Genomic DNA, 25,817 nt, shown 5'->3' with positions numbered 1-25,817 from the left:
TTCGTGGGCGAGGAACCGGCTACTCGCTCTCCCCCTCCAGCGCCGGCACTGAAACCCCGGCGAGTTCCGCCGCCAGCAGGCGCGCAGCACCCGCTCGCGCGATGCGCAGCATCAGCGCCTTGCGCGTTGCGGCCGCCATGCGGTGCTCCGGCGCGTTGCGCAGGATCTCGGCGCCGTAGCCGTCGGAAAGGATGAAGCCGCATTCTTCGGGGAAAATCTCCGAGGGCACGCCGGGATGGGTGGCGAAGAAGAAGCGGTCCGAGTGGAGGCGATAGTCCGGCCATTTGCGGTCGACCCGGAAATCCTCGATCGAGGATTTGATCTCGATGATCCAGATGTCGCCCTGCCGCGTCAGCGCGACGAGATCGGCGCGCCGGCCGGTCGCGAGCGACAGCTCTGGCAGCACATGCGCGCCCATTTCCTTGAGCAGACGCTGCACGCCGCGCCTCACCAGCATGGCGCGCTCCGACTGGCGGCCGTCGATCAGGGGATTGATGGGAATCGGGGAGATGATAGGCATGGGAGCCACCATGCCAGATTTTGCTCACGGTTTGAACCCGTTGTTTGACGGCGATTATCTGGTTGACAAACCAGCCCGATGGATGGGAACCACTGATGCGTGCCTCTCGCCCTTTACCCGCGTAGTGAACTTGCTAAAGACGCAGGCATCGCACCCGGGCCGGCGCGTAGCGGGGAGTTCAGCCTTGGCCATGTCGTCGAGACCCGGCAGTAAGTGGACGAGCTGCTAGCCAAAGCCGAAGCGGCGGGAGCACCCGTCACTGAACTGCACGACAGACCCTGGAGTATCTACTCCGGTTACTTTCGTGACCCGGACGGACATCTGTGGGAAATTATCCACAACCCAAACACATAGCAGGCGAACAGCGCTACTCTCCACCTTCCCGCTCTTGCACCAGTTTGGTTGAGGCGCTTGTCGCTGGCTTGCTCCCCCATCGACAAAAATTACGCGAGCAACGCCTTCTCGTCCTCCACCACCCCCGCCATATCATCCAATATCGGACACTCCGGCCGCGCGTCACCATGACACGCGTGGATCAGTGTCTGCAGCGTCGCGCGCATCGACTGCAGCTCGCGCACCTTCTCCTCGATCGCCCTGACATGGGCGGCGGCGATTTCGCGCACGTCGTGGCTGGCGCGGCTGCGATCCTGGTAAAGCGCCATAAGCTGCCTGCAATCGTCGATTGAAAAGCCGAGATTGCGGGCGCGGCGCAGGAAAGCCAGCCTGTGGATGTCGTCGCCGGAATAATCGCGGTAGCCGTTTTCGGCCCGCGCCGGCCGGATCAGGCCGATCTCCTCATAATAGCGGATGGTCTTGGCCGGCAGGCCGGAACGCTCCGCGGCATCACCGACATTCATGGCGCTCTCCTTTGTCTTCAGCGGTGCTTCGGGCAGGCCCCATTGATTTTGTTTCACAATCCTGTAGGGCCTGTTGCCGAAATGTCGCAGTTGCGTGCTTACCGGCAGGTAGAACCTCGCATATAGGCAGTACCTGCTTGGCAAGCAAAAGAATTGCCAGCATGAATGTAGGCAACAAAGCGGCCGACTCGTGCCGCTGATATTCAGGCAGGGCAGCGGACCTATTCATGCGCGTGAAGTCATTTGCAATCGTCGCTGCTCTTGCGTTATCGACGGCGATCAGCGGCTGCAGCACCATCGGCGGGCAATTGTTCACCAACAACTATGGCGCGATGACCGATGCCGGCTATCAGCTGCCGCGCATCCCGATAGAGAAGGTGCCCCTAAAGTATCACCGGCAGGAAGTGCGGTACGACTCCCCGGAGAAGCCGGGCACTATCATCGTCGATACCCAGAACAAGTTCCTCTACTTCGTCGAGGGTGACGGCATGGCGATGCGCTACGGCATCGGCGTCGGCCGCGAAGGGTTCGAGTGGCACGGCACCGCCCATATCGCGCTGAAGCGCGAATGGCCGACCTGGACGCCGCCCTCGCAGATGATCAGGCGCCAGCCCGAGCTCGCCAAATTCGCCGGCGGCATGGAGCCGGGCCTGATGAACCCGCTCGGCGCACGCGCCATGTATCTGTTCAACAAGGGCGGCGACATGGGTTATCGCCTGCATGGCAGCCCGGAATGGAATTCAATCGGCAAGGCGATGTCGTCGGGCTGCATCCGGCTGATGAACCAGGACATTATCGATCTCTACGACCGCACCTCGGTCGGCGCCAAGGTCATCGTGTTGTGATCACGAAGACCGAAGGCAAAAGCTTTCGCAAGCGGACCGTCTAGGCAACAACAAGACGTCCAGAACAGAAAACCGGGCTGTTGGGGCCCGGTTTTTTGTTGTGGCGAACATGGTCGCGGCGCGCCGCGAAAAGATCAGGCGACCTGTTCGACGTGCTGTACTTCAGGCACGAAATGACGAAGCAGGTTCTGGATGCCGTGCTTCAGCGTCGCCGTCGACGACGGGCAGCCGGCGCAGGCGCCCTTCATGTGCAGGAACACGGTGCCGTTCTCGAAGCCGCGGAAGGTGATGTCGCCGCCGTCCTGGGCGACCGCCGGACGCACGCGCGTGTCGAGCAGCTCCTTGATGGTCAGCACCAGCTCCTCATCGGCCTTGTCATAGAATTCGCCGGTCTGGCTGGTCTCGGCCGCAGGCCCGCTCGACGCCATGACGGGCGTGCCCGACATGAAATGTTCCATGATGGCGCCGAGGATGGCCGGCTTCAGATGCTGCCAGTCGGGGCCGTCCTTGGTGACGGTGATGAAATCGTAGCCGAAAAAGACGCCGGTGACGCCGGGGATATCGAACAGTCGGCCGGCCAGCGGCGAGGCCTGAGCGGCCGCTTCGGCGTTGCGGAAGTCGGCGGTGCCTTCGCGAAGCACCTCCCTGCCGGGCAGGAACTTCAGCGTCGCCGGGTTTGGCGTCGATTCGGTCTGGATGAACATGGGCTGGCTCCATGCCCGCAAGGGCGTACAGTTTGGAATAATTCTAAATAGGCTTTGTCGGCTGGACATTCAAGCGAAACGCATCGCCCGGATGGCTGGCTGGCGGAATGTCTTTGCCCGGTCGGAGCGCTTCGACCGCGGCCAGTTCATCCTCCGATTTCGACGCTGAGTTGTCCACTCGTCTTCTGGATGTTCACCTCGGCTCCGTCGGCCGTCCGCCTGAATTCGAGATCGGCAGATCCGCCGCCGACCCGCAGCCCGCGAAGCTCGATGCGATTGACGAAATCGGGCAGCCGCGGCCGCACGATCCGAAGCTTGCCGGCAAAGGCATCGGGCTCCAGGCCGAGGCAGGTGGTCACCAGGAACGGCACTGCCCCCGCCGCCCAAGCCTGCGGGTGGCAGGCCACGGGATAGTGCACCGGCACCTGAAAATCCTTGCGTGGAAACCCCGCCATCGCCTCGGGCAGCCGATGGTGGCGGAAGTGCATCGCCGCCTCGGCGATGGCAGTGAAGATCCGCAGCGCGGCGTCGTCCTCGCCATACTGTCGGCAACCGGCTGCCAGCAATGCGTTGTCGTGCGGCCAGACGGTTCCGAGATGATATCCGACGGGATTGTAACGCCGCTCGGCGGTCGAAAGCGTGCGCACGCCCCAGCCGCTGAACATGTCGTCCTGCATCAGCCGCCGAGCCGACCGGCGGCCCTTGTCCTTGTCCGCGATACCGGTCCACAACGCCTGCCCGGGATTTGAGGAAACGACCCCGAGCGGGCGCCTTCGCGCTTCGAGCGCAAGGGCAAAGATACCTTGGTCCTCGCACCAGAAGTCGCGGTTGAACCGCGTGCGAAGCCTTTCGGCCTCTTCGCGAAGCTGCCTGGCGCGATCGCGCTTTCCCGTGCGTTCGTAGAGGTCGGCGATCGCGTGTTTGGCGGCAAAGACATAGCCTTGCACCTCGACAAGCGCGATCGGCGGCCTGGCGATGCCGCCGTCAGTCCTGACGATCGCACCGGCGGAGTCCTTCCATCCCTGATTGATAAGGCCGCTCTCCGATATGGTGCGATATTTGAGATAGCCTCCGCCGTGATTGTCTCCGGCCTTTGCGATCCAGCCCAAGGCCCGTTCCACGGGCTCCTGCAGTTCGCGGAAGAGCGCAAGGTCGCCTGTCCATGTCGCATGGCGGCCGAGAAGCAGCAGGAAAAGCGGGGTCGCGTCGACCGTGCAGTAGAACCTGGCATGCGGGACATCGCCTGCACGGGCGAGCTCGCCGACGCGCAGCTCATGCAGGATCTTGCCGGGCTGTTCCTCTCGCCATCGATCCGTTCGCAGTCCCTGGTAACTGGCAAGGAGGCGCAGCGTCTCGGCGGTGATCTCCGGCTGAAAGGCGAGCATCTCGAGCGCGACGATCAGGCTGTCGCGCCCGAAGAGGGCAACGAACCACGGCACGCCGGCGGCAAAATACTCCCTGTTGCCGAGATCGGATCTGAGCACTGCGAGGTCGCGCAGCGAGCGGTCCATGATGCTGTTAAGCAGCAGGCTGTCGCTGTCGAATTTCGTATGTTGCTCCAGCCAATCTTCGGTGTCTGACTGAACCTTCCCGGCAAGGCTGCCGAGAGCAAACGCCGCCGGGTGTTGGCTCGACTGCTCGGGCTCAGGCTCTTCGGGCAGTTCCCTCAGTTCTATGGTGATTGCGATGATGCGCTTTTCGCCCGACGGCACATCGAGCCGGAACTCGGCCGCCGTCTTGTGCATCGCATCGGGCGTCGGCGAGAAGACGATTGTCGCCGTTCTGCGAACCTGGTCGGCGCCGTGATACACAAAGTGCAGCCTGCCCTCCCGCCAGGCGGGCCGCTCGGACCTGCCGGGGTACCTCGGCACCAACCCGCGCACATTGAAAATATCCTCGAAACCGGCGCCGAAATGCAGGGCCAGCGGAAAGCCATGCGGCTCGTTGCCGAAATTCTGGATGGTCAGGACCTCCCGCACGCATGTTTGTCCCGCATCGAGGATGCGCTCCCAGCGGATGCCGAGCTCGTCCTTGGGGATCAGTCGCCCTCCGTCGCAATGGAGGTCGGGATTGGCCAATTCGAAAAGCGCGGCGTAACCCTTTTGCGCGGTCGAGGCCAGCACGATCGGGGGCAAGCCGCCCAATGTCATCTCATAGCCGCCGAGGAAGCGGCAGTCGTGGAAATACAGCCCGAAGCCGTGCCCGCCTTTCAGCGGGATCTGAGCGTCGGAAGCGACGACATAATAAAGATCGAGATTCTTGACGGTAACCGCTCCGGCAATGCTGTCCACGATGGCCGGATGGCCCTTGGCGAGCACGCGGCGCTTGCGCTCCTGCTGCGCATGAGGCGTCTGCCTTGCTCTTTCCTGCGATCGTGCTGCTTGCGAGCGGGGCTGTACCGATGGTCCGGCTGCCTCGCTTTGATGTGTCGACTTTCTGCTTCGGCTTGCCCCGCGCTTCGATTTGGCCATCGGCCCTCCATGGAATGTCATCTGCGTGACGATTCCAAAATGGCGCGCTGCAAAGACAGGCCAAGGGGCCATGACACGAACGTGGTTGCGCCGATATGTCGCTGGGAAAGCGGTTGCCTGTCTCGAGACCTGGGCTGCGTCAGGCCAGGCTCTCGATCTCCTCGTCCGACAGATTCTGCGGCACCACGGTGACCGGAATGGGGAAGGCGGCGCCCTTGCCGGCCACGGCGCCGACCAGCGGCCCCGGACCTTCCTTGCCGGCCCCGGCCGCTAGCACCAGGATGGCGATGTCCTGGTCTTCCTCGATCAGCTTGTGGATCTCCTCGGTCGGCTTGCCTTCGCGCACCACCAGCTCCGGTTCGATGCCGACCTTCTGGCGCACCTTGTTGGCGTAGCTGTCGAGCGCGGCGCGCGCGGTCGCCGTCGCTTCCTCGCGCATGATCTTTTCGACACCCAGCCAGTGCTGGAAATCGTCGGGCTCGATGACATAGAGCAGCACCAGCACGCCGCTGGTGCTTTGCGCCCGCTTCGAGGCGTAGGCGACGGCGCGTTCGCATTCGGGCGTGTCATCGATGATCGCCAGGAATTTTCGGCGATGCCCGGCTTCGCGGCTGAGGCGTTTGGAAACCATGTCTATCTGCTCGGTATCAATTCGGGCGCAATCTGCCACCGCCACGGGTCGGCGGCAAGCCGCCGTCCGGTGCGGCGCTGCTGGTCCACGAACTGGTCCACGAAGTTGGCTCGCTCAGTCCTGCAGCAGGCCGATGATGTCGCGCACCGTCCTCATCGTCGCTTCGGCCAACGTACGGGCGCGGTCGCCGCCGTCCTTGAGCACGGCGTCGACATAGGCGCGGTCGCCTTCGATGCGGCGCATCTCGCCGGCGATCGGCGCCAGCTTTTCCACCGCAAGGTCGGCGAGCGCCGGCTTGAACACGGAAAACTGCTGGCCGCCGAACTCCTTCAGCACGTCTTGCTTCGAGACATCGGCCAGCCCGGCATAGATACCGACCAGGTTTTCCGCTTCCGGCCGGCTTTCCAGCCCGTCGACCTCGCTCGGCAAGGCCTCGGGATCGGTCTTGGCCTTGCGGATCTTCTTCGAGATGGTGTCGGCATCGTCGGTCAAATTGATGCGCGACAGGTCCGACGGGTCCGACTTCGACATCTTCTTCGAGCCGTCGCGCAAGCTCATGATGCGCGCCGCCGGGCCGCCGATGACCGGTTCGGTGATGGGGAAATAGCCGTTGACGGTCTCCTCGCCTACCTGCATTTCGACGCCGACACCGAGCGCCGCAATGCGCTCGGAAAAATCGTTGTTGAATTTTTGGGCGATGTCGCGGGTGAGCTCCAGATGCTGCTTCTGGTCCTCGCCGACAGGCACATGGGTGGCGCGGTAGAGCAGGATGTCGGCCGCCATCAGGCTGGGATAGGCGAGCAGGCCGAGAGAGGCGTTCTCGCGGTCCTTGCCGGCCTTGTCCTTGAACTGCGTCATCTTGTTCATCCAGCCGATGCGCGCCACGCAATTGAAGATCCAGGCAAGCTCGGCGTGCTGCATGACCCGCGACTGGTTGAAGACGATGTGCTTCTTCGGATCGATGCCGGAGGCGAGGAAGGCTGCGGTAATCGAACGCGTCTGGTCGGCAAGGTCCTGGTAGACAAGCTGCGCCGTCAGCGAATGCAGGTCGACTACGCAATAGATGCAGTCTGACGTCTCCTGCAAGGCGACGAATTTCTTGATGGCGCCGAGATAATTGCCGAGGTGCAGATTGCCGGTCGGCTGGACGCCCGAAAAGACGAGTGGCTTGAAGGCGGACATGGTTTCCTCTTGGCTTGTGGAGGGCCGTCTAGGCATGATTCCAAAAAATTGCAGACTTTTTGGAACCCAATCATGCGGCTGGGAACCGCGAGTGGCGAAAGTCTTTCGACGGCGCGCTTATGGACGAAGGTGTTTGCGGGATCAATACCGGTGTTGCTGCAAGCCAGCTCGAATTATTCGTCCAGGCCGGTATTCGATTCCCGCGACGCAGATTTCGCCGAGCCCCGCTTCACGTTCCTGCGGATCATGCCGAAATCGGCGCCGCCGGTGGCGAAGGCGGCGATGAAATAGAGCGCCGCCCCGCCGGCAACCAGCGCCAGCAGCGTCGTCGCCTTGATGACCAGCGGCGAGCCGGGTCCGAGCCTGACGGCGAAATAGTGCTCGGCGAAATAGAGTGCCGTTGCCATGATCGCCGCCGACAGCACCAGCCTGGGAATGCGCTTGAGCAATGGTATGTCGCGGCCCCAATGGCCGCGCCGGATCAGCACGGCGAGCAGCATCATCGCGTTGACCCAGCCAGCGACCGCGGACGCCACCGCGATGCCCGGCGCGCCCATCGACGGAAACAGCGTCAGCGCGGTGGCGACGTTCACGCCGACCGAGATGGCGGCGAAGATCATTGGCGTGCGCGTGTCCTCGCGCGCGAAATAGCCGGGCGTGAAGGCTTTGATCAGCACGAAGGCCGGCAGGCCGAGGCCGAAGATCGCCAGGATCGCCGCCACCACCGGTGTCGAATGGTTGGCGGCGAAGGCGCCGCGCTCGTAGACCAGCCGCACGATCGGCTCCGACATGACCCAGAGCGCCGCCGCCGCCGGCAGCGTCATGAACAAAGTGAACTCTACCGAGCGGTTCTGCAGATTGGCGGCCTCGATCAGATTGCCCGATTTCAGCGCCCGCGACAGTTCCGGCAACAGCACGATCGCCACCGCCACGCCGACGACGCCGAGCGGCAGCTGGTAGACGCGGTCGGCATAGGCGAGCGAGGACACGGCGCTGTCCTGCGCCGACGCGATCGCCGTGCCGATCAGCTGGTTGATCTGGGTGATGCCGCCGGTGATCGCCGCCGGCAGCGCCAGGATCAGGAGCCGCTTGACCGATGGCGTCATCTTCGGCCGTCGAAAACCGATCGAGATGCCGGCGTTGCGCACCGCCACCCAGACGATGGCGAGCTGCACCAGCCCGGCCGCAAGCACGCCCCAGGAGAGGCCGAAGCCGACGGCGCGGGCATCCAGCCCGTGATACCAGGCATAGGCCAGCACGCCGATCAGGATGATGTTGAGGAACACCGGCGCGACGGACGCGGCGAAATAGCGGCGCAGCGAATTCAGCATGCCGGCCATCATGGCGCCGAGCGACATGCAGATGAGGTAGGGGAACATGATCGTCGCCAGCGTGACGGTCGTCTCGAACTTGCCCGGCGTGTCGGCGAAGCCCGGCGCCACCAGGTAGCGCACGATCAGCGGCATCGCCAGTTCCATGACGATGGTCAGCGCCAGCAGCGCCGAGAACAGCACGCCGAACACTTCCTCCGAGAAGCGCTTGGCGCCTTCGGTGCCGTGCGTCTCGATCTCCTTGGCGAACAGCGGCACGAAGGCGGCGTTGAAGGCGCCCTCGGCGAACAGCCGGCGAAAGGTGTTGGGGAACTGGAAGGCGGCGTTGAAGGCATCGGCGACTGGCCCGGTGCCGAGAGCGGCCGCCATCAGCATCTCGCGGCCGAAACCCAGCGCGCGGCTCATCAGCGTGCCTGAGGCGACGGTGGCGAATTTCTTGACAAGGCTCATGCGCGGGACGACTGCAACGAAAATTGCGACAAATGCATGGTCACTCGGCGGCTGCCTTGGTCTTTCCGTTGCGTTCGGACGCGTTGCCCTCCAGCGTATCGATCAGCCGCTTGTGGATGGCGGCGATGCGTGTCGGGCTGTCGATTTTCTGGCCGGTGAGGTCGGTGACGTAGAAGGTGTCGATCACCTTTTCGCCGAACGTGGTGATGTGGGCCGAGGCGATGTCGAGCGACAGATCCGACAGCGCGCGGGTGATCTCGGAAAGCAGGCCCGGCCGGTCCAGGCCCTCGATCTCGATCACCGAGAAGCGGTTAGACAGCGTGTTGCGGATCTCGGCCCGAGGCTGGATGCGGAAGGCCTTGGCGCCGCGCTTCGGCTTGGCGCGCTTCTCGATCATCTCCGGCAGCCAGCTCTTGCCCGACAGCACATCCTCGATCAGCTTACCGACGCGCTCGGCGCGCCGCCGCTCGTCCTCGTCAAGGTCGAATTCCCTCGAGATCAGGATCGAGTCCAGCGCGCGTCCGTCCGAGGTGGTGAAGATCTGCGCGTCGACGATATTGCCGCCTGCGGCAGCGCAGGCGCCGGCAATCACCGAGAGCAGGCGCGGATGGTCCTGCGCCAGCACGGTGATCTCGGTCACCGCTTCGAATTCATGCGTCTTGACCATGGTGGCGAGCTTCTTGCCGGCCGCATCCGCCTCACGGACGAATTCGGCATGCCGCAGCTGGTCGGGCAGGTCGACAGCCAGCAGGTAATTTTCGTAGTGCTGCGCGACATAGCGCTTGCGCTCTTTCGCCGGCCAGGCGGCGAGCGCCCCGGCCAGCTGCTCGCGTGCCGCTGCAATGCGCTCGGCGCGCGACACCTCGGAAAAGCCGCCGGTCAAAAGCAGCTCGGTCTCGAAATAGAGCGTGCGCAGCAATTGCCCCTTCCAGCCGTTCCAGACGCCCGGCCCGACGCCCCTGATATCGCAGACGGTGAGGATCAAAAGCAGCTTCAGCCGCTCGGCCGATTGCACGATCGAGGCAAAATCCTCGATCGTCTTGCGGTCGTTGAGGTCGCGCGTCTGCGCCGTCATCGACATCACGAGGTGGTTCTCGACCAGCCAGGCGACGGTCTCGGTATCGGCGGCGGAGAGCCCCATATGCGGGCAGATGCGCCGCGCGATCCTGGCCCCGGCCTCCGAGTGGTCTTCCGGCCGGCCCTTGGCGATATCGTGCAGCAGCACCGCGACATAGAGCGCCTCGCGGCTCTTCCTCAAGCCAGGCATCAGCGTATGGGACAGCGGATGCACCTTCTGGCCGTCGCCGCGCTCGATCTCGGCCAGCACGCCGATGCAGCGGATCAGGTGCTCGTCCACCGTGTAGTGGTGATACATCGAGAACTGCATCATGGCGACGATCTTGCCGAAATCCGGGATCAGCCTGCCGAGCAGCCCGGCCTCGTTCATGCGCCGCAGATTGAGCTCGGCGTTGCGGTCCGAGGTCAGAATGTCGAGGAACAGCCGGTTGGCCTCCTCGTCGCGCCTGAGCGATTTGTTGACCAGGCCGAGCGAGCGGGTGAGCAGCTTCAGCGCGTCGGGGTGGAATTCCAGCCCGTGCTTGTCGGCGAACCAGAACAGTCTGAGCAGGTTGACCGGATCGCGTTCGAACACGCTGTCGTCGGCGACATTGATGCGGTGATTGTCGACGATGAAGTCTGAGGTTCCGGCAAGCTTCCTCTTGCGCCGTTGGAAGGTGAGGAAGATGCGGTTGAAGCCGGGCACATGCTTGGCCTGCTCCTCCTCGAGCGCGGCGCAGAAGATGCGGGTGAGATCGCCGACGTCCTTGGCGACGAGGAAATAGTGCTTCATGAAGCGCTCGACCGCCGACAGGCCGGGATGCGTGGTGTAGCCCAGCCGCTCGGCGATCTCGCGCTGGATGTCGAAATGCAGCCGCTCCTCCGCCTTGCCGGTGAGGAAATGCATATGGCAGCGCACCGCCCAGAGGAAATCCTCGGCCTTTTGGAACTCGCGATATTCGGCCTCGGTGAAGACGCCCTTCTCGACCAGTTCCTGGCCGGTGCGCACGCGGTAGAAATACTTACCGATCCAGAACAGCGTCTGCAGGTCGCGCAACCCGCCCTTGCCGTCCTTGACGTTGGGCTCGACCAGGTAGCGGCTCTCGCCGGCCTTGGCGTGGCGCTCGTCGCGCTCGGCAAGCTTGGCCTGCACATATTCGGGCCCGGTGGTGCGTACCACCTCATGGTCGAAGCGGGTCAGCAGCTCGTCATAGAGCTTGCGTTCGCCCCACAGGAAGCGCGCTTCCAGGATCGAGGTGCGGATGGTGATGTCGGTGCGCGACAGGCGCAAGCATTCGTCAATGTTGCGGGTGGCGTGGCCGACCTTCAGCCCCATGTCCCACAGCATGTAGAGCATGTATTCGACGATCTGCTCGCCCCATGGGGTCTGCTTGTAGGGGAGCAGGAAAAGCAGGTCGATGTCGGAACCCGGCGCCAGCGTGCCGCGCCCATAGCCGCCGACCGCGACGACCGCCATGCGCTCCGCCGCCGAGCGGTTCTTGACCCGGTAGACATGGGCGGCGGCGAAATCGTAAAGCGCCCGGATCAGCTCATCCATCAGATGCGACAGCCGTTCGGCGCAGGCATTGCCGCCGCCGTCCTCCTTCAACATCGCCTCGGCAATCTTTCGCCCTTCCGCCAGCCGATCTTTGAGCAGATGGAGGACGGCCATGCGCGTGGCCTTGCCGGAGCCGTCGCCGGTGCTCGCCGCCGTCAGTGCGGTCATGTCGCGGCGCAAGGCATCGCCGTCGATGAGCTCGTCGAGTTTCAGGGAGATCTTTGCCATTTCGGCGGCGTCTATAGCGTGTTTTCGCGGCGCTGTGTATGGGGCTGGCGGCCGCGCTTTCAATGACGTGCGATTGATGCAGCGCAAGGCCGGGCCGGAATTTCCGAAAATTGAAACTGGCCCTTGACCTTCCAGTTGCTGGAAGGGCTACCTCCGCCTCAATTCGAGAATTCCGAGGCATTTGCTCATGAGCCATCCCGACCACAACCATCATCATGCACACGGCGCATCCTGCTGTTCGGCGAAAAATGCCACACCCGGAACCGTGGCGGTGATTCGCGATCCGGTCTGCGGCATGACGGTCGATCCGGCCGCCGGCAAGCCGACGGCCGAGCATGCCGGCCGGACCTTTCATTTCTGCAGCGAGCGCTGTCGCGCGAAGTTCCAGGCTGAGCCGGACAAATATTTGACGGCCACCGATCCCGTCTGCGGCATGAAGGTCGACCGAGCGAGTGCCAAGCACTTTATTCGCCACGAAGGGCAGGGCTTCTACTTCTGCTCAGAGAGCTGCAAGGGCAAGTTCGAAGCCGAGCCGGAAAAATACCTTTCCGGCCGGCCTGAGCCGGAGCCGATGCCGAAAGGCACACAATACACCTGCCCGATGCACCCCGAGATCATCCGCGACAAGCCCGGCTCCTGCCCGATCTGCGGCATGGCGCTGGAGCCGATGGGCGTGCCAACCGGTGATGAAGGTCCGAACCCGGAACTCGTCGATTTCACCCGCCGCTTGTGGGTCAGCGCGGTGCTCTCGCTGCCGCTTCTCGTCATTGCCATGGCGCCGATGCTGGGCGTCAGCTTCGAAAGCTTCATCGACGGCCGGACGAAAACCTGGTTGGAGCTGGCGCTGGCAAGCCCGGTGGTGCTGTGGGCGGCCTTCCCTTTTTTCCATCGCGGCTGGGAATCGATCCTGAACCGCAGCCCCAACATGTGGACGCTGATTTCGCTCGGCGTCGGCGCCGCCTATCTGTTCAGCCTTGTCGCAACGCTGTTCCCGGAAGTCTTCCCGCATCAGTTCCGCGGCCATGACGGCGCCGTGCCGGTCTATTTCGAGGCGGCCGCCGTGATCGTCGCGCTGGTATTCCTCGGCCAGGTGCTGGAGCTCAGAGCCCGCGAGCGCACCGGCTCGGCCATCCGCGCCTTGCTCGACCTGGCGCCGAAGACGGCGCGCCTGATCGGCGCCGACGGGTCCGAGAAGGACGTGCCGCTCGACAGCGTCAATACCGGAGACAAGCTCCGCGTCCGTCCGGGCGACGCGGTCCCGGTCGACGGGACCGTGCTCGAGGGACGCTCGGCGGTCAACGAATCAATGATCACCGGCGAACCGCTTCCGGTCGAAAAATCGAAAGGCGATCCTCTCACCGGCGGCACGCTGAACAAAAACGGCTCGCTGATCATGCGCGCCGAGAAGGTCGGCGCCGAGACCACGCTGTCGCGCATCGTCGAGATGGTCGCCAGGGCGCAGCGCTCGCGCGCGCCGATCCAGGGGTTGGCCGACCGCGTCTCCTTCTATTTCGTCCCGGCAGTGGTGCTCGTGGCGATCATCGCCTTCGCAGCCTGGTCGCTCTTCGGCCCCGAGCCCAGCCTGATCTTCGCCATCGTGTCGGCGGTGTCGGTGCTGATCATCGCCTGCCCCTGTGCGCTGGGCCTCGCCACGCCGATGTCGATCATGACCGCCACGGGGCGCGGCGCCCACGCCGGCGTGCTGGTCAAGGAAGCCGCGGCGCTGGAGCGTTTTGCTTCCGTTGACACGCTGATCGTCGACAAGACCGGCACTCTGACCGAGGGCCGGCCGAAATTGACCGACGTGGTGGCGGCCGACGACATTGATGAGAATGGCCTTCTGGCGCTCGCTGCCGCGCTAGAGAAAGGTTCGGAGCATCCGCTGGCTGAGGCCATAGTCGAAGGCGCGGCCGAGCGCGGCGTGAAGATCGCTGACGCCGACGGCTTCGAGGCGGCAACCGGCAAAGGTGTGTCCGGCACGGTGTCAGGCAAGAAGGTGGCGCTCGGCAATGCCGCGATGATGAAGGACCTCGGCATCGACACGTCGGCGGCCAATGCCGACGCGCTGCAGGCCGAAGGTAAGACGGTGATGTTCGTTGCGGTTGACGGCGGGTTGGCCGGCATCGTCGCCGTCGCCGACCCGGTCAAGGCAACGACGGCCGAAGCGATCAGGGCGCTGCACGACAAGGGCTTGAGGATCATCATGGCGACCGGTGACAATGAGCGCACCGCGAAAGCTATAGCCGGCAGGCTCGGCATCGACGAGGTGCGCGCCGGCTTGCTGCCCGAGCAAAAGGGCGCGCTGGTCGAGGAGCTGCGCGCGAGCGGCGCCGGTGTTGCGATGGCCGGCGACGGCGTCAACGATGCGCCGGCGCTGGCTGGCGCCGATGTCGGCATCGCCATGGGCACGGGCGCCGATGTCGCGGTCGAAAGCGCCGGCATCACGCTGGTCAAGGGCGACCTCAACGGCATCGTCAGAGCCCGCACGCTCGCCCAGGCGACGATCCGCAACATCCGCCAGAACCTGTTCTTCGCCTTTCTCTACAACGTGCTCGGCGTGCCCATCGCGGCCGGCGTGCTCTATCCGCTTACCGGCACACTGCTGTCGCCGATGATCGCGGCGGCGGCGATGAGCCTGTCGTCGGTCTCGGTGATAGGCAACGCCTTGCGGCTGAGGACGTTGAAACTCTGACCAAAACCCCCAGATACGAACCCCAACCACAAGGAGAGCTTGAATGACGCTGGCGAAGAAAATCGTGCTGTTGCTGATGGCGGCTGGAATGCTGCTTGCCGTCTTCCTCGAAAGCGTGCCGGCCTCGTCGGAGGAGATGAAGCACGATATGTCCAAGATGGCGATGGGCGCCCAGAGCCCGGCCACAGTCGGCTACGAGAAGGCGATGAAAAAGATGCACAAGGACATGACGATCAAATACACCGGCAATGCAGATGTCGACTTCGTCCGCGGCATGATCCCGCATCATCAGGGCGCCATCGATATGGCCAAGGTGGTGATCGCCAATGGCAAGGACCCGGAAATCCGCAAGCTCGCCGAAGGCGTCGTCAAGGCGCAGGAAACCGAGATCAAGGAAATGCAGGACTGGCTTGCCAAGCATCCGGTGCAGTAGCAGCCAGAGCCAGGACTCTGGACGAAGGTGAGGCCTTCGCTCTGGATTTCCGGCCATGGCTGTGCTGCGATCCGGCTTCACGCGGAGCAAGCCACCATGTCTTCCAAGCCGAAATCTGCTGAAATCAGAACCACCACTCTACCGTCCGGTGAAGCCGTTCCGGTGCTCGGTCAAGGCACATGGAAAATGGGCGAGGACCGCCGGCGCCGCGCCGACGAGGTTGCGGCATTGAGGCTTGGCCTGGACCTCGGCATCACGCTGATCGATACGGCGGAGATGTATGCCGGCGGCGGCGCCGAGGAAGTGGTGGCGGAAGCTGTTGCCGGGCGCCGTGACGAGACCTTCCTGGTCTCCAAGGTGCTGCCGACCAACGCTTCGCGCGCCGGCGTCGAGCGGGCCTGCGAGAACAGCCTGAAACGGCTCGCCACCGACCGCATCGATCTCTATCTGCTGCACTGGCCGGGCAGCGTGCCTTTGGCAGAAACCGTCGAAGCCTTCGAGGCCTTGAAGGCGGCCGGCAAGGTCCGCCACTGGGGCGTCTCCAATTTCGACACCGACGAGATGGAGGAACTGGTCGACCTGGCCCACGGCGGCAACGTCCAGACCAACCAGGTCCTCTATAATCTCTCGCGCCGCGGACCCGAATTCGACCTCGCGCCCTGGAGCCTGAAGCGCGGCATTCCGCTGATGGCCTATTCGCCGGTCGAGCAGGGCGCCTTGGCACGCAACGCCAGGCTTGACGCGATCGCCGCCCGACACAACGCCACGGCAGCGCAGATCGCACTTGCCTGGACGATGGCGCAGCAAGGCGTTATCGCCATCCCGAAAGCCAGCCGGCAGGAGCACGTCCGCCAGAACGCCGCCGCGCTCGACATCAGGCTGACGCCGGAGGATTTCGCCGAGCTCGACCGCGCCTTCCCGCCGCCGACGCGCAAGCGCGGCCTGGAGATGATCTAGCCGAAAACCCCACGTCGGAATGCACGGCTGAAAGAGAGCAAGCATTGGAACGAGTTTCAGACGGGTCTTATCACACGACCTATAAAATCGGCGACTTGACCGTCACCTCGCTGCGCGACGGTTATGTCGACATGCCGGTCCGGAGACTGCGCCAGCCGGGAGACAAGCCTTTCGGCGACGATCTCCCCTCGCAGGTGCCGCTCTTCGAAGGCGCGCTCCGATTGTCGGTCAATGCCTTTGCCGTCCACGACGGCGAAGACATCACGCTGATCGATACCGGATCCTCGAACGCCTGGCACCCGACGATGGGCTTTCTGCCGCAGGCGCTGAGCGAGGCGAAGATCGCCGTCGATCGGATACGCACGGTTGCCTTCACCCACACCCATCTCGACCATATCCAGGGGCTCATCCTTCCGAATGGCGGGGACGGTTTCCCGCAACTCTGCCGCTTGCTTGTCCCTCGAGCCGAGCTCGACATGTTTCGGCAAGAGGCGAGATTGAAGCGCTTCCACAGCCGCGCCGAACCTTTCGACCCTGGACAGCGCCTGGGTGTGAGCATCGAGACGATCGCCACCCCTGGCCACGAAGTCGGCCACACATGTTTTCGGGTGACGAGCAGGGGCGAAACATTGTTGATCTGGGGCGACATCGTGCATGTGCCGTCGCTTCAGTTCGATCGGCCGGAGGTTGCGTGGGAATTCGACGCGGATCAGGAGCAAGCGCGAGCAAGCCGGCTGCGGATAATGGCCCTTGCCGCCGACAACGCCTGGTGCGTTGCAGGAGCGCATCTCGATTCACCGGGTGTCGGGCGGATCTTCCGAACCGAAACCGGCTTCCGCTTTGAGCCCGTATAGAACCGGCGCTTTTACCGAATGGCACAATGAGCAGTGCCCGGACGGCTGCTATTGTTTTGTCGCCAGCCCCTTCAGCCGGTACAGTGCTTCCAGCGCCTCCCTTGGCGTCATCTCGTCGGGATTGATCTCGACCAAGGCCGCACCCAGCGCATCGTCCTTCACCGGCTTCGGCGCTTCCCGTTTCACCGCCACCGAAAACAGCGGCAGGTCGTCGACCAGCCGGTTCGCCTTGCCCGAGACTTCGCCTTCTTCCAGCTGGCGCAGCACTTCTTTCGCGCGCGCCACGACGGCCTCGGGCAGACCGGCGAGCCGCGCCACCTGCACACCGTAGGAGCGGTCGGCCGCGCCCTTGCCGACCTCATGCAGGAAGACGACATCGCCTTCCCATTCCTTGACCCGCATGGTGACGTTGGAGAGCCGCGGCAATTTGCCGGCCAGCGCCGTCATCTCGTGGAAATGCGTGGCGAAGATCGCCCGGCAGCGATTCTTCTCATGCAGATATTCGACCGCCGCCCAGGCTATCGACAGGCCGTCGAAGGTCGCGGTGCCGCGGCCGATCTCGTCGAGGATGACGAGCGCCCGCTCGCCCGCCTGGTTGAGGATCGCCGCCGTCTCGACCATCTCGACCATGAAGGTCGAGCGGCCGCGCGCCAGATCGTCGGAGGCGCCGACGCGCGAGAACAGCCGGTCGACGACGCCGATATGGGCGCTTTGCGCCGGCACGAACGAGCCGGTCTGGGCGAGGATCGCAATCAGCGCGTTCTGCCGCAGGAAGGTCGACTTGCCGCCCATATTGGGGCCTGTGAGCAGCCAGATCGCGCCGTTTTTCGCGTTGCCTTCCGGCGACAAATTGCAGTCATTGGCGACGAACGGCCCTTCGCCCGAACGGCGCAGCGCCTGTTCGACCACCGGGTGGCGCCCACCGCAAATCTCGAAGGCAAGGCTGGCATCGACCAGCGGCCGGCACCAGGCCTCGCTCTCCGAAAGCAGGGCAAGCGCGGCCGACACGTCGAGGACAGCGAGCGCCTCGGCGCCGGCGCGGATCGCGTCAGCTTCTCCCACGACTTCCATGGTCAGCCGATCGAAGGCGGCAAGCTCGATGCTCAGCGCCCGGTCGGCGGCATTGGCGATCTTCGTCTCCAGCTCGGCCAGCTCGGTCGTGGTGAAGCGCATGGCGTTGGCCATGGTCTGGCGGTGGATGAAGCGCGCCTTGGCGCCGTCGCTGCCGGTCATCGCCGCGTGATGGTTGGCGGTGACCTCGATGTAATAGCCCAGCACATTGTTGTGCCGGATTTTTAGCGAGCGGATGCCGGTTTCCTCGATCAGCGAGCGCTCCAGCCCGGCGATCACTTTGCGCGATTCGTCGCGGAGCGCCCGCATCTCGTCGAGCTCGGCGTGATAGCCGGCGCGCACGAAGCCGCCGTCGCGCCTGATGAGCGGCAGTTCGTCGTCGAGCGCTTCGCTGAGGTGCCGGGCTAGCTTTTCGGGCAAAGCCTTGATTGCCGCCAGCGCCGCAGCCAGCTCGGCGGGCAGCTCTGCGCCCTCGAACAGTTCGGCGATCGCGCCGGCCGCTTCGAAGCCGGCCCGCAGCGCGCCGAGATCGCGCGGGCCGCCGCGGTTGAGCGCCAGTCGCGACAACGCCCTCGGCATGTCGGCGACGCCTTTCAGGCTCGTCCGCAACCCCTGGCAGAGCCGCGTCTCGGTGCGGAAGAACGACACCGAGTCCAGCCTTGCCGCGATCGCCGCCGGATCGGTGAGCGGCGCCATCAGCCGGTCGGCAAGCAGCCTTGCGCCGCCGCCGGTCACCGTGCGGTCGATCGCCTTGAACAGCGAGCCGTCGCGGCTGCCGGAAAGCGTGCGCAACAGTTCCAGATTGGCGCGGGTCGCCGGATCGATGAACAGCGTCGAGCCGGCTTCCTCGCGCTCGGGGCGCGACAGCGGCGGCCGCTCGGCCTTTTGCGTCTTCTCGACATAGGCGATGGCCCCCGAGATCGCCGAGAGCTCGGCGCGCGAAAACGCGCCGAAGCTGTCCGGCGTCGCCACCTCGAAGAAGCGGGCGATGCGGCCCGCGGCCGATGCCGAATCGAACAGCGAAGGCGGCTGCGGGTTGGCGACGCGGCCGAGCACATCGAACACAGGCCTAAGCTCGGCATCGTGGAAGACCGGTTCGGCAACGATCAGCTCGCGCGGATCGACGCGGAAGATGTCGGCAAGCAGCCGCTCTGCGGTCGTCTCGGCGACCCTGAAAGCGCCGGTCGAGATGTCGATCCACGCAAGCGCGAAACTTCCTGGGTTCCCCGTCGCGCTGCCGCGCTCCCCGCCTCTTGTGTCGCTGCTGCCCTTCACGCGCCCCAATGCCATCAGGAAACTCGATTCCGACGGCGCGAGCAGCTTGTCCTCGGTGATGGTGCCAGGCGTGACCAGCCGCACCACGTCGCGGCGCACTACCGATTTGCCGCCGCGCTTCCGGGCTTCCGCCGGATCCTCGATCTGCTCGCATACGGCAACGCGAAAACCCTGCGCGATCAGCTTCTGCAGATAGTCGTCCGCCGCATGCACCGGCACGCCGCACATCGGGATGTCGTGGCCTTGGTGCTTGCCGCGCCTGGTCAGCACGATGCCGAGCGCCCGGCTAGCCTTTTCGGCGTCGTCGAAGAACAGCTCGTAGAAATCGCCCATGCGGTAGAACAGGAGCGAATCCGGGTTCGCCGCCTTGATCTCGATATACTGTTCCATCATCGGCGTGACGCCGCCCATGGCTGGCGCCGCCGCTGTTGTTTCCAGGCCGTCGGGATCGGTTGGCATGTGCATATTCATAGCGAAACGCTAGCAGATGTGGCTGCGGGGTTTAATGCCGGCCGCTCGAAAAGCAGGGGAAACCGCCAGCAAACTGCCAGTCGGCCGCCAACCGAGTCCCGGCAATGCCTGCTCGTTGAAGCAGCTTCGCCGGGCTTGTCGGTTTACAGTGGCCGCGTGTAGCCTTAATCCGGAAATCCATAAGAAAGCACCCGTCCCAAGCGGTGCCGCACCGGTGAGGAAATCAAAAGCATCATGGCCAGGAAAACCGAAAGCAGCGGGCCCTCCGTCAGCGCGCAGGAGGCGCTCGAATTCCATGCCATGGGGCGGCCCGGCAAGCTTGAAATCGTCGCCACCAAGCCGATGGCCACGCAGCGCGATTTGAGCCTCGCCTATTCGCCGGGCGTCGCCGTTCCGGTGCGCGCCATCGCCGAGGACCCGAGCCGCGCCTTCGATTATACGGCGCGCGGCAACATGGTGGCGGTCATCTCCAACGGCACCGCCATTCTCGGCCTCGGCAATCTCGGTGCGCTCGCCTCCAAGCCGGTCATGGAAGGCAAGGCGGTACTGTTCAAGCGCTTCGCCGATGTCGATTCGATCGACCTCGAAGTGGCGACCGAGGATGCCGATGAGTTCATCAATTGCGTGCGCTTTCTCGGCCCTTCCTTCGGCGGCATCAACCTCGAGGACATCAAGGCGCCGGAATGTTTCATTATCGAGCAGCGCCTGCGCGAGCTGATGGACATTCCGGTCTTTCATGACGACCAGCACGGCACCGCCATCATCTCGGCCGCCGGGCTGATCAACGCGCTGGAGATCACCGGCCGCGACATGAAGACCACCAGGATGGTCTGCAACGGCGCGGGCGCCGCCGGCATCGCCTGCATCGAATTGATGAAGGCGATGGGCTTTGCGCCCGAAAACATCATTTTGTGCGATACCAAGGGAGTGGTTTTCCAGGGCCGCACCGAAGGCATGAACCAGTGGAAGTCGGCGCATGCGGTCAAGACCGAGGCGCGCAGCCTGGCCGAGGCGCTGGACGGCGCCGATGTCTTCCTCGGCCTGTCCGCCAAGGGCACGCTGACCACCGCCATGGTGCAGTCGATGGCCAGAAACCCGATCATCTTCGCCATGGCCAATCCCGATCCGGAGATCACGCCGGAGGAGGTGGCCGAGATCCGCACCGACGCCATCATGGCCACCGGCCGCTCCGACTATCCGAACCAGGTCAACAATGTGCTCGGCTTCCCCTACATTTTCCGCGGCGCGCTGGATGTCCGGGCCACCACCATCAACGACGAGATGAAAATCGCCGCCGCCCAGGCGCTCGCAGCACTTGCGCGCCAGGACGTGCCCGACGATGTCGCCGCCGCCTATCAGGGCAACCGGCCGAGATTCGGCCCCAACTACATCATCCCGGTGCCTTTCGATCCGCGCCTGATCTCGGCCATCCCGCTTGCCGTGGCGAAAGCCGCGATGGACAGCGGCGTCGCCCGCAAGCCGATCCTCGACCTCGACCGCTATGCGCAGGAACTATCCGCCCGCCGCGACCCGATCGCGTCGACCTTGCAGCGCATCTACGACCGCGTGCGCCGCCAGCCCAAGCGCATCGTCTTCGCCGAGGGCGAGGAGGAGCAGGTGATGCGCGCCGCCGTCTCCTATGTGAACCAGAAGCTCGGCACGGCGATCCTGCTCGGCCGCGACGACGTCATCAAGGAGAACGCCAGGCATGCCGGCATCGATCTCGACAAGCAGGGCCTCGAAATCATCAATGCCAGGCTGTCGCGCCGCAACGGCATATACACCGATTATCTCTACGAGCGCATGCAGCGGAAGGGCTTCCTGTTCCGCGACTGCCAGCGCCTGATCAACAACGACCGCAACCATTTCGCCGCCTGCATGGTGGCGCTGGGCGATGCCGACGGCATCGTCACCGGTGTGACCCGCAACTATTCCACCGCGCTCGACGACGTGCGCCGCATCATCGACGCCAAGCCAGGCCACCGCGTCATCGGCGTCTCGATCGTGCTCGCGCGGGGCAAGACGGTTCTCGTGGCCGACACCGCCGTGCACGACATGCCGAACGCCGAGCAGATCGCCGACATTGCCGAGGAGGCGGCCGGCTTTGCCCGCCGCATGGGCTATGAGCCGAGGATTGCCATGCTCGCCTATTCCACCTTCGGCCACCCGCAGGGCGAGCGTTCCGAGCGTGTGCAGGAGGCGGTGCGCATCCTCGACAAGCGCCGCGTCGATTTCGAGTATGACGGCGAGATGGCTGCCGATGTGGCGCTCAATGCGCGCGCCATGGCGCAGTATCCATTCATAAGGCTCACCGGCCCGGCCAACGTGCTGATCATGCCGGCGTTCCACTCGGCGTCGATCTCAACCAAGATGCTGCAGGAGCTTGGCGGCTCGACAGTCATCGGCCCGCTGCTGGTCGGCCTGAACAAGCCGGTACAGATCGTTTCGCTGAATGCCAAGGACTCGGACATCGTCAATATGGCGGCAATTGCAGCTTATACGGCGGGCAACTGACGAAGGCGTTTGCTGACGAGGCGTTTGCCCACATCGCCAACGTTTGGAATTGGAAAAGGCCCGCGGCGATGCCGCGAGCCTTCCCTGAGATCGCCAGTCCGATCAGAAATTGCGCTGGAAGCGAACGATGCCGCCGACGCTGTTCTTCTTGTCGGCCTTGGTCCAGTCGACGACATTGGTGTCACCGATCCCATCGTCAAACCTGCCGAAATGATCCCAATCAACTTCGCCTGTGATCGTGAAGCCCGGAACGATGCTGTAGGCGATGTTCGCAGCCACGGCGTAGTTCTTGTCGTCGTCAGCCGAAGCCTGGAGGTTGAACGAAGTCTTGGCGTCGAACTTGTAGGTGCCGCCACCCCAGACAGCCCAGTTGCCGCCCCACGGCTTGTAGAAGCCGCGGCCATGGGTGTTGATGGCGTTACCCGCGTCGCGGAAGTTATCGTCCGTACCGTAGCCGCCCATGATGAACAGCGTCAGTTCCTTGGTGACATTGACATCCAGGCGAACCTTGCCGGCCACTTCTTCGTAGTTGCTGTCATAGGCAACGACACCGGTGATCGCACCCCAGTCGCCCTTATACTTCAGACCGCCGACGACATGCGGAACGTAGCTGTCGATCGTGCCTGCGATAACGCCCGTACCCGTGCCGGTAACAAGACCTGTAACGTCCGATCCTTCTTCAAGGGAGATCACGCCCGAGAAGCCGCTGCCAGCATCGAAGTAGTAGCTGACGACATTGGTGTCCTTTATGCCGTACGGGATGGTCGTGTCCTGGATGACGTTGCCGGCATAGCCGATGAACGAGTCATAAGGCGTCTCGTCCTTGCCGACGCGCAGCCCGCCGAGCTGGATCCACGCGAAGTTCAGCGTTGGCGTGCTCGTCGGGCCACCATTCTTGAAGTTGAAACGCGTCTCGGTATAGGTCTTCAACGTGCCGAGCTCGGTCTCCTGGCCGGTCCAAGTCTTCAGGTTAAAACGGGCGTTCTTGTTCCAGCTGTTCTGCGAGTCGCCGTCCTGAACGTCGGTGGTCTTGCGGCCGTCGAAAGTGCCGACGTCGCCGAAGCCGGCGTCATAGCGGATATAGCCGCCGACGCGCAGGCAGGTCTCGGTGCCGGGGATGTAGAAGTAACCCGCGCCGTAAACGTCGCAGATCTTGACGTATTCGGCCGGTTCCGGCTCGGCGACGACGACCGCATCGGCGGCGCGGGCGCCGGAAACTGCGATCAGAGCCGCAGCGGAGCCGAGAAGAAGGCTCTTGATATTCATTTTCTTGAATCTCCAGTCAAAGGTTCAAGACAGGCCTGGACTGCCATTCGGCTTTGCCATCCCCGTCCCCATCGTGAAAAAGTCGCGCACCGGCGCCGCTTTTTCGCCTTCGACATGACCTAATTGGCGGCGCCATACAACAGAGATTGTGTCTGGAAAGCGGCTTTTGAACTCTTCAAAAAGTCTTGTTGCGTAAATATCACGTCACATATTTGAAAGAATGGGACATATGGCACAATCTATACAATAGATACGGAAAATAAGCTTACAACTGTGCCAAACGTCCCATTTATTGCAGTTTTATGACGGTTCTATAGCCGGCTAATGTTTCAGGCCTTGATGGTGAAGAATTGCAGCCGTCCGAAAATCAGCATGTTAAGAGAAGGCGCGGGCGACCCGGACCACCTCTTCGACCATGTCCTGCCTGAGCATTTCGATGGGGATGCGGCCATCGAGCTCCAGTGAAGGACGGATCAGCCAGAACCATGCCAGCCTCGGGTTGGCGATCGCCGACAGCACCTCGCTTATGCCTGGAGCCGGCCTGCCATCGACGAACTGGGCCAGCGGGAAGACATGCTTGCGGCCGCCCTTGCGAAGCGCAACGACTTCGCCCCGCCTTTGCCAGCGATGCAATGTCGAGCGTGGGATGCGGAAGTTTTCCTCCAGATAGGTCGAGCCGGCAACCTCGCCCGCCCAGTCCTCGATCAGCATTGATTGGAGGTCGGGAGCCTGCTCGGCCAGGAGCTGAAACGCGGGCTTCCCGGTCCGGGCTGCCGGAGTTTCGCCGGCGCTGCCGGCATCGATAGTGCCACGCGCGATCCTGTCAGCCGCCGTGCGGAGCAAATCGGAGGCGAGAGCGGTCCATTCGCCCTTGAACGAGCCGATCTCCAGCCGCTGTGCCTGCGGCAGGAAGGGAAGGGCAGCGGCAACGGCGCCGGCAATCGCGCCGGCCGAAACCAGGGCCTGCGCATCCAGCACGACGCCATGCTGCGTCAATGCCTGTTGCACCGCCTCGGCGATCAGGCCTGCCAAGGCCTCTTGGGAAATTCCATCCGTCGGATTCTGAAATCTGGTCATGCATCTGTCTTGCGGGCCGCGCGCTCCTCCCCAACTGCGGCCGGTTGTTGTACGGCTATGGCGGGAAGTGGAATGCGCAACGGCAAAAGATGCAGCCACCCGGCAGGTTGCTGTCGTGCATTTTAGACACCCCAAATGCTGGCCCCGAAATGTCAGTCATAGGGCCCCCAAGTTTTCGTGTAGGAGCGCTCCATGACAGCCACGCGACAGATGGCCTCCTTTGGAGCCTGCCGGTGGTGACGCAAGGGGACCCAAAGCAACTCCAGAAAAGTGTGAAACCGTTTCCGTCCTCAAAGATGGATTGGCTCGACGTTTCAGTGAGACGCTGAACCGATCTAAAGCAGCCCCGCCTGTTCGGCCTCGCGGCGCAGATTCTGTCGCGGGCGTGGGCCGATCTGCTGGATCACCAGCCCGGCCGCCAACGAGCCGAGATCGCCGCAATCCTTGAGGCTGCGCCCGGCGGTGTAACCAAAGAGGAAGCCGGCGGCATAGAGGTCGCCGGCGCCGGTGGTGTCGACCAGTTCGTTGATCGTCGTCGCCTTGACGACGACGGTCTCGTCGCCGCGCACGATCACCGAGCCCTTTTCCGAGCGGGTGACGGCGGCGATCTTGCAATCCTTGCGGATGGCCGCCAGCGCATCTTCGAATGAAGCGGTCTGGTAGAGCGACTTGATCTCGTGGCTGTTGGCGAACACGATGTCGACGGTGCCCGAACGCATCAGCTCGAGGAACTCGTCGCGATAGCGGTCGATGCAGAAGGAATCCGACAGCGTCATCGACACTTCGCGGCCGGCGGCATGCGCCAGCTTCGCGGTCTGGCGGATCGCTTCCTTGGCGCGCGGCGGATCCCACAGATATCCCTCGAAATAGGTGACCTTGGCGCCAGCGGCCTTGTCGGCCTCGACGTCTTCCGGGCCGAGCTCGACGCAGGCGCCGAGATAGGTGTTCATCGAGCGCTCGCCGTCCGGCGTGACGAAGATCATCGAGCGCGCCGTCGGCGGCTCGCCGTCGAGCGGTCTGGTGTCGAAAGCTACGCCCTGGGCATGGATGTCGTGGGCATAGATTTCGCCGAGCGCATCGTTCGACACCTTGCCGAAGAAGGCGGCGCGGCCGCCGAAGCTGGCAACGCCCGCCGCCGTGTTGCCGGCGCTGCCGCCCGAAGCCTCGATCGCCGGCCCCATGCGGCTGTAGAGCAGATCGGCGCGCCTGCCGTCGATCAGGTTCATCGCGCCCTTGATGATGCCGTTGGTCTCGAGAAATTCCTCGTCGCACTGGGCGATGATGTCGACAATGGCGTTGCCGATGCAAAGCACGTCGTATTCCGGCATCAATATCTCCGCCAAAAAACTGCCGGCTTTCTGCCATGCCGGCCGG

19 protein-coding genes are annotated in these 25,817 nt (G+C 63.8%); 7 read left to right on the top strand and 12 right to left on the bottom strand.

Annotated features, from left to right (window positions below; all coding sequences use genetic code 11):
* Positions 1-19: 19 nt before the first annotated feature.
* Complete coding sequence (locus FJ974_RS00955) at positions 20-520, bottom strand: MmcB family DNA repair protein (protein ID WP_181177185.1); 501 nt, start codon at positions 518-520, stop codon at positions 20-22.
* A gap of 213 nt (positions 521-733) precedes the next feature.
* Here FJ974_RS00955 and FJ974_RS30365 point away from each other — a divergent pair, with 213 nt between their 5' ends.
* A complete protein-coding gene (locus FJ974_RS30365; RefSeq protein ID WP_413468330.1) occupies positions 734-874 on the top strand; it encodes a VOC family protein in 141 nt (46 codons plus the stop codon).
* A gap of 89 nt (positions 875-963) precedes the next feature.
* On the opposite strand, the gene cueR is transcribed toward FJ974_RS30365, so the two are convergent.
* A complete protein-coding gene (gene cueR, locus FJ974_RS00950) occupies positions 964-1,377 on the bottom strand; it encodes a Cu(I)-responsive transcriptional regulator (protein ID WP_140534572.1) in 414 nt (137 codons plus the stop codon).
* A 227-nt stretch (positions 1,378-1,604) separates the two neighbouring features.
* Here cueR and FJ974_RS00945 point away from each other — a divergent pair, with 227 nt between their 5' ends.
* On the top strand, positions 1,605-2,222 hold the full coding sequence (locus tag FJ974_RS00945) for a L,D-transpeptidase (protein WP_140534575.1): 618 nt from the start codon (positions 1,605-1,607) through the stop codon (positions 2,220-2,222).
* 134 nt (positions 2,223-2,356) lie between these two features.
* On the opposite strand, the gene FJ974_RS00940 is transcribed toward FJ974_RS00945, so the two are convergent.
* The 6 genes from FJ974_RS00940 to FJ974_RS00915 all read right to left on the bottom strand — a co-directional run bounded on the left by FJ974_RS00940 (position 2,357) and on the right by FJ974_RS00915 (position 11,833).
* Positions 2,357-2,926 (bottom strand): NifU family protein, encoded by a 570-nt coding sequence (locus tag FJ974_RS00940; RefSeq protein ID WP_140534578.1) that lies wholly within the window; start codon positions 2,924-2,926, stop codon positions 2,357-2,359.
* A gap of 146 nt (positions 2,927-3,072) precedes the next feature.
* Entirely contained in the window at positions 3,073-5,244 is a 2,172-nt protein-coding gene (locus tag FJ974_RS00935; protein WP_226891438.1) for a glycogen debranching N-terminal domain-containing protein, read from the bottom strand.
* A 292-nt stretch (positions 5,245-5,536) separates the two neighbouring features.
* The gene (locus tag FJ974_RS00930; protein ID WP_140534583.1) at positions 5,537-6,028 is read right to left on the bottom strand and encodes a universal stress protein; all 492 of its coding nucleotides are present in this window, start codon (positions 6,026-6,028) and stop codon (positions 5,537-5,539) included.
* Positions 6,029-6,142: 114 nt separating this feature from the next.
* Positions 6,143-7,210: a tryptophan--tRNA ligase gene (gene trpS / locus FJ974_RS00925; protein WP_140534586.1), complete on the bottom strand. Its 1,068-nt coding sequence runs from the start codon at positions 7,208-7,210 to the stop codon at positions 6,143-6,145.
* 173 nt (positions 7,211-7,383) lie between these two features.
* Positions 7,384-8,991, bottom strand: coding sequence for a murein biosynthesis integral membrane protein MurJ (gene murJ / locus FJ974_RS00920; protein ID WP_140534589.1), 1,608 nt, complete (start codon positions 8,989-8,991; stop codon positions 7,384-7,386).
* Between the two features lie 40 nt (positions 8,992-9,031).
* Positions 9,032-11,833: a [protein-PII] uridylyltransferase gene (locus FJ974_RS00915; RefSeq protein WP_140534592.1), complete on the bottom strand. Its 2,802-nt coding sequence runs from the start codon at positions 11,831-11,833 to the stop codon at positions 9,032-9,034.
* 187 nt (positions 11,834-12,020) lie between these two features.
* Here FJ974_RS00915 and FJ974_RS00910 point away from each other — a divergent pair, with 187 nt between their 5' ends.
* From FJ974_RS00910 to FJ974_RS00895, 4 genes are all read left to right on the top strand, one after another.
* The gene (locus FJ974_RS00910) at positions 12,021-14,525 is read left to right on the top strand and encodes a heavy metal translocating P-type ATPase (protein WP_140534595.1); all 2,505 of its coding nucleotides are present in this window, start codon (positions 12,021-12,023) and stop codon (positions 14,523-14,525) included.
* 43 nt (positions 14,526-14,568) lie between these two features.
* Entirely contained in the window at positions 14,569-14,958 is a 390-nt protein-coding gene (locus FJ974_RS00905) for a DUF305 domain-containing protein (RefSeq protein WP_140534597.1), read from the top strand.
* 96 nt (positions 14,959-15,054) lie between these two features.
* Positions 15,055-15,915 carry an aldo/keto reductase gene (locus FJ974_RS00900; protein WP_140534600.1) on the top strand — a complete coding sequence of 287 codons (861 nt, stop codon included), beginning with the start codon at positions 15,055-15,057 and terminating at the stop codon, positions 15,913-15,915.
* A gap of 44 nt (positions 15,916-15,959) precedes the next feature.
* Entirely contained in the window at positions 15,960-16,769 is an 810-nt protein-coding gene (locus tag FJ974_RS00895) for an MBL fold metallo-hydrolase (RefSeq protein WP_140534602.1), read from the top strand.
* A gap of 48 nt (positions 16,770-16,817) precedes the next feature.
* Here FJ974_RS00895 and mutS read toward each other — a convergent pair whose 3' ends face one another.
* Positions 16,818-19,586 carry a DNA mismatch repair protein MutS gene (gene mutS / locus FJ974_RS00890; protein ID WP_140534605.1) on the bottom strand — a complete coding sequence of 923 codons (2,769 nt, stop codon included), beginning with the start codon at positions 19,584-19,586 and terminating at the stop codon, positions 16,818-16,820.
* A gap of 234 nt (positions 19,587-19,820) precedes the next feature.
* Between mutS and FJ974_RS00885 the strand changes: the two genes are divergently transcribed.
* Positions 19,821-22,100: an NADP-dependent malic enzyme gene (locus tag FJ974_RS00885; RefSeq protein ID WP_140534607.1), complete on the top strand. Its 2,280-nt coding sequence runs from the start codon at positions 19,821-19,823 to the stop codon at positions 22,098-22,100.
* Positions 22,101-22,202: 102 nt separating this feature from the next.
* On the opposite strand, the gene FJ974_RS00880 is transcribed toward FJ974_RS00885, so the two are convergent.
* The 3 genes from FJ974_RS00880 to FJ974_RS00870 form a co-directional block, all read right to left on the bottom strand.
* Positions 22,203-23,366 carry a porin gene (locus FJ974_RS00880; protein ID WP_140534609.1) on the bottom strand — a complete coding sequence of 388 codons (1,164 nt, stop codon included), beginning with the start codon at positions 23,364-23,366 and terminating at the stop codon, positions 22,203-22,205.
* Between the two features lie 375 nt (positions 23,367-23,741).
* Positions 23,742-24,443, bottom strand: a complete 702-nt coding sequence (locus FJ974_RS00875; RefSeq protein WP_140534612.1) for a hypothetical protein — start codon at positions 24,441-24,443, stop codon at positions 23,742-23,744.
* 335 nt (positions 24,444-24,778) lie between these two features.
* Complete coding sequence (locus tag FJ974_RS00870) at positions 24,779-25,771, bottom strand: adenosine kinase (protein ID WP_140534614.1); 993 nt, start codon at positions 25,769-25,771, stop codon at positions 24,779-24,781.
* Positions 25,772-25,817 lie beyond the last annotated feature (46 nt).

This window comes from Mesorhizobium sp. B1-1-8 (assembly GCF_006442795.2).
In the GTDB taxonomy this organism is placed as follows: domain Bacteria; phylum Pseudomonadota; class Alphaproteobacteria; order Rhizobiales; family Rhizobiaceae; genus Mesorhizobium.
This window is presented reverse-complemented; position numbering and strand designations above follow the sequence as displayed.

What these genes read in the sequence shown, in the direction of transcription:
- FJ974_RS00955 (WP_181177185.1), bottom strand. Translation starts at nt 520, where the DNA reads ATGCCTATCATCTCCCCGATTCCCATCAATCCCCTGATCGACGGCCGC.
- FJ974_RS00900 (WP_140534600.1), top strand. Translation starts at nt 15,055, where the DNA reads ATGTCTTCCAAGCCGAAATCTGCTGAAATCAGAACCACCACTCTACCG.
- cueR (WP_140534572.1), bottom strand. Translation starts at nt 1,377, where the DNA reads ATGAATGTCGGTGATGCCGCGGAGCGTTCCGGCCTGCCGGCCAAGACC.
- FJ974_RS00930 (WP_140534583.1), bottom strand. Translation starts at nt 6,028, where the DNA reads ATGGTTTCCAAACGCCTCAGCCGCGAAGCCGGGCATCGCCGAAAATTC.
- FJ974_RS00880 (WP_140534609.1), bottom strand. Translation starts at nt 23,366, where the DNA reads ATGAATATCAAGAGCCTTCTTCTCGGCTCCGCTGCGGCTCTGATCGCA.
- FJ974_RS00910 (WP_140534595.1), top strand. Translation starts at nt 12,021, where the DNA reads ATGAGCCATCCCGACCACAACCATCATCATGCACACGGCGCATCCTGC.
- murJ (WP_140534589.1), bottom strand. Translation starts at nt 8,991, where the DNA reads ATGAGCCTTGTCAAGAAATTCGCCACCGTCGCCTCAGGCACGCTGATG.
- FJ974_RS00885 (WP_140534607.1), top strand. Translation starts at nt 19,821, where the DNA reads ATGGCCAGGAAAACCGAAAGCAGCGGGCCCTCCGTCAGCGCGCAGGAG.
- trpS (WP_140534586.1), bottom strand. Translation starts at nt 7,210, where the DNA reads ATGTCCGCCTTCAAGCCACTCGTCTTTTCGGGCGTCCAGCCGACCGGC.
- FJ974_RS00870 (WP_140534614.1), bottom strand. Translation starts at nt 25,771, where the DNA reads ATGCCGGAATACGACGTGCTTTGCATCGGCAACGCCATTGTCGACATC.
- FJ974_RS00915 (WP_140534592.1), bottom strand. Translation starts at nt 11,833, where the DNA reads ATGGCAAAGATCTCCCTGAAACTCGACGAGCTCATCGACGGCGATGCC.
- mutS (WP_140534605.1), bottom strand. Translation starts at nt 19,586, where the DNA reads ATGAATATGCACATGCCAACCGATCCCGACGGCCTGGAAACAACAGCG.
- FJ974_RS00875 (WP_140534612.1), bottom strand. Translation starts at nt 24,443, where the DNA reads ATGACCAGATTTCAGAATCCGACGGATGGAATTTCCCAAGAGGCCTTG.
- FJ974_RS00905 (WP_140534597.1), top strand. Translation starts at nt 14,569, where the DNA reads ATGACGCTGGCGAAGAAAATCGTGCTGTTGCTGATGGCGGCTGGAATG.
- FJ974_RS00945 (WP_140534575.1), top strand. Translation starts at nt 1,605, where the DNA reads ATGCGCGTGAAGTCATTTGCAATCGTCGCTGCTCTTGCGTTATCGACG.
- FJ974_RS00940 (WP_140534578.1), bottom strand. Translation starts at nt 2,926, where the DNA reads ATGTTCATCCAGACCGAATCGACGCCAAACCCGGCGACGCTGAAGTTC.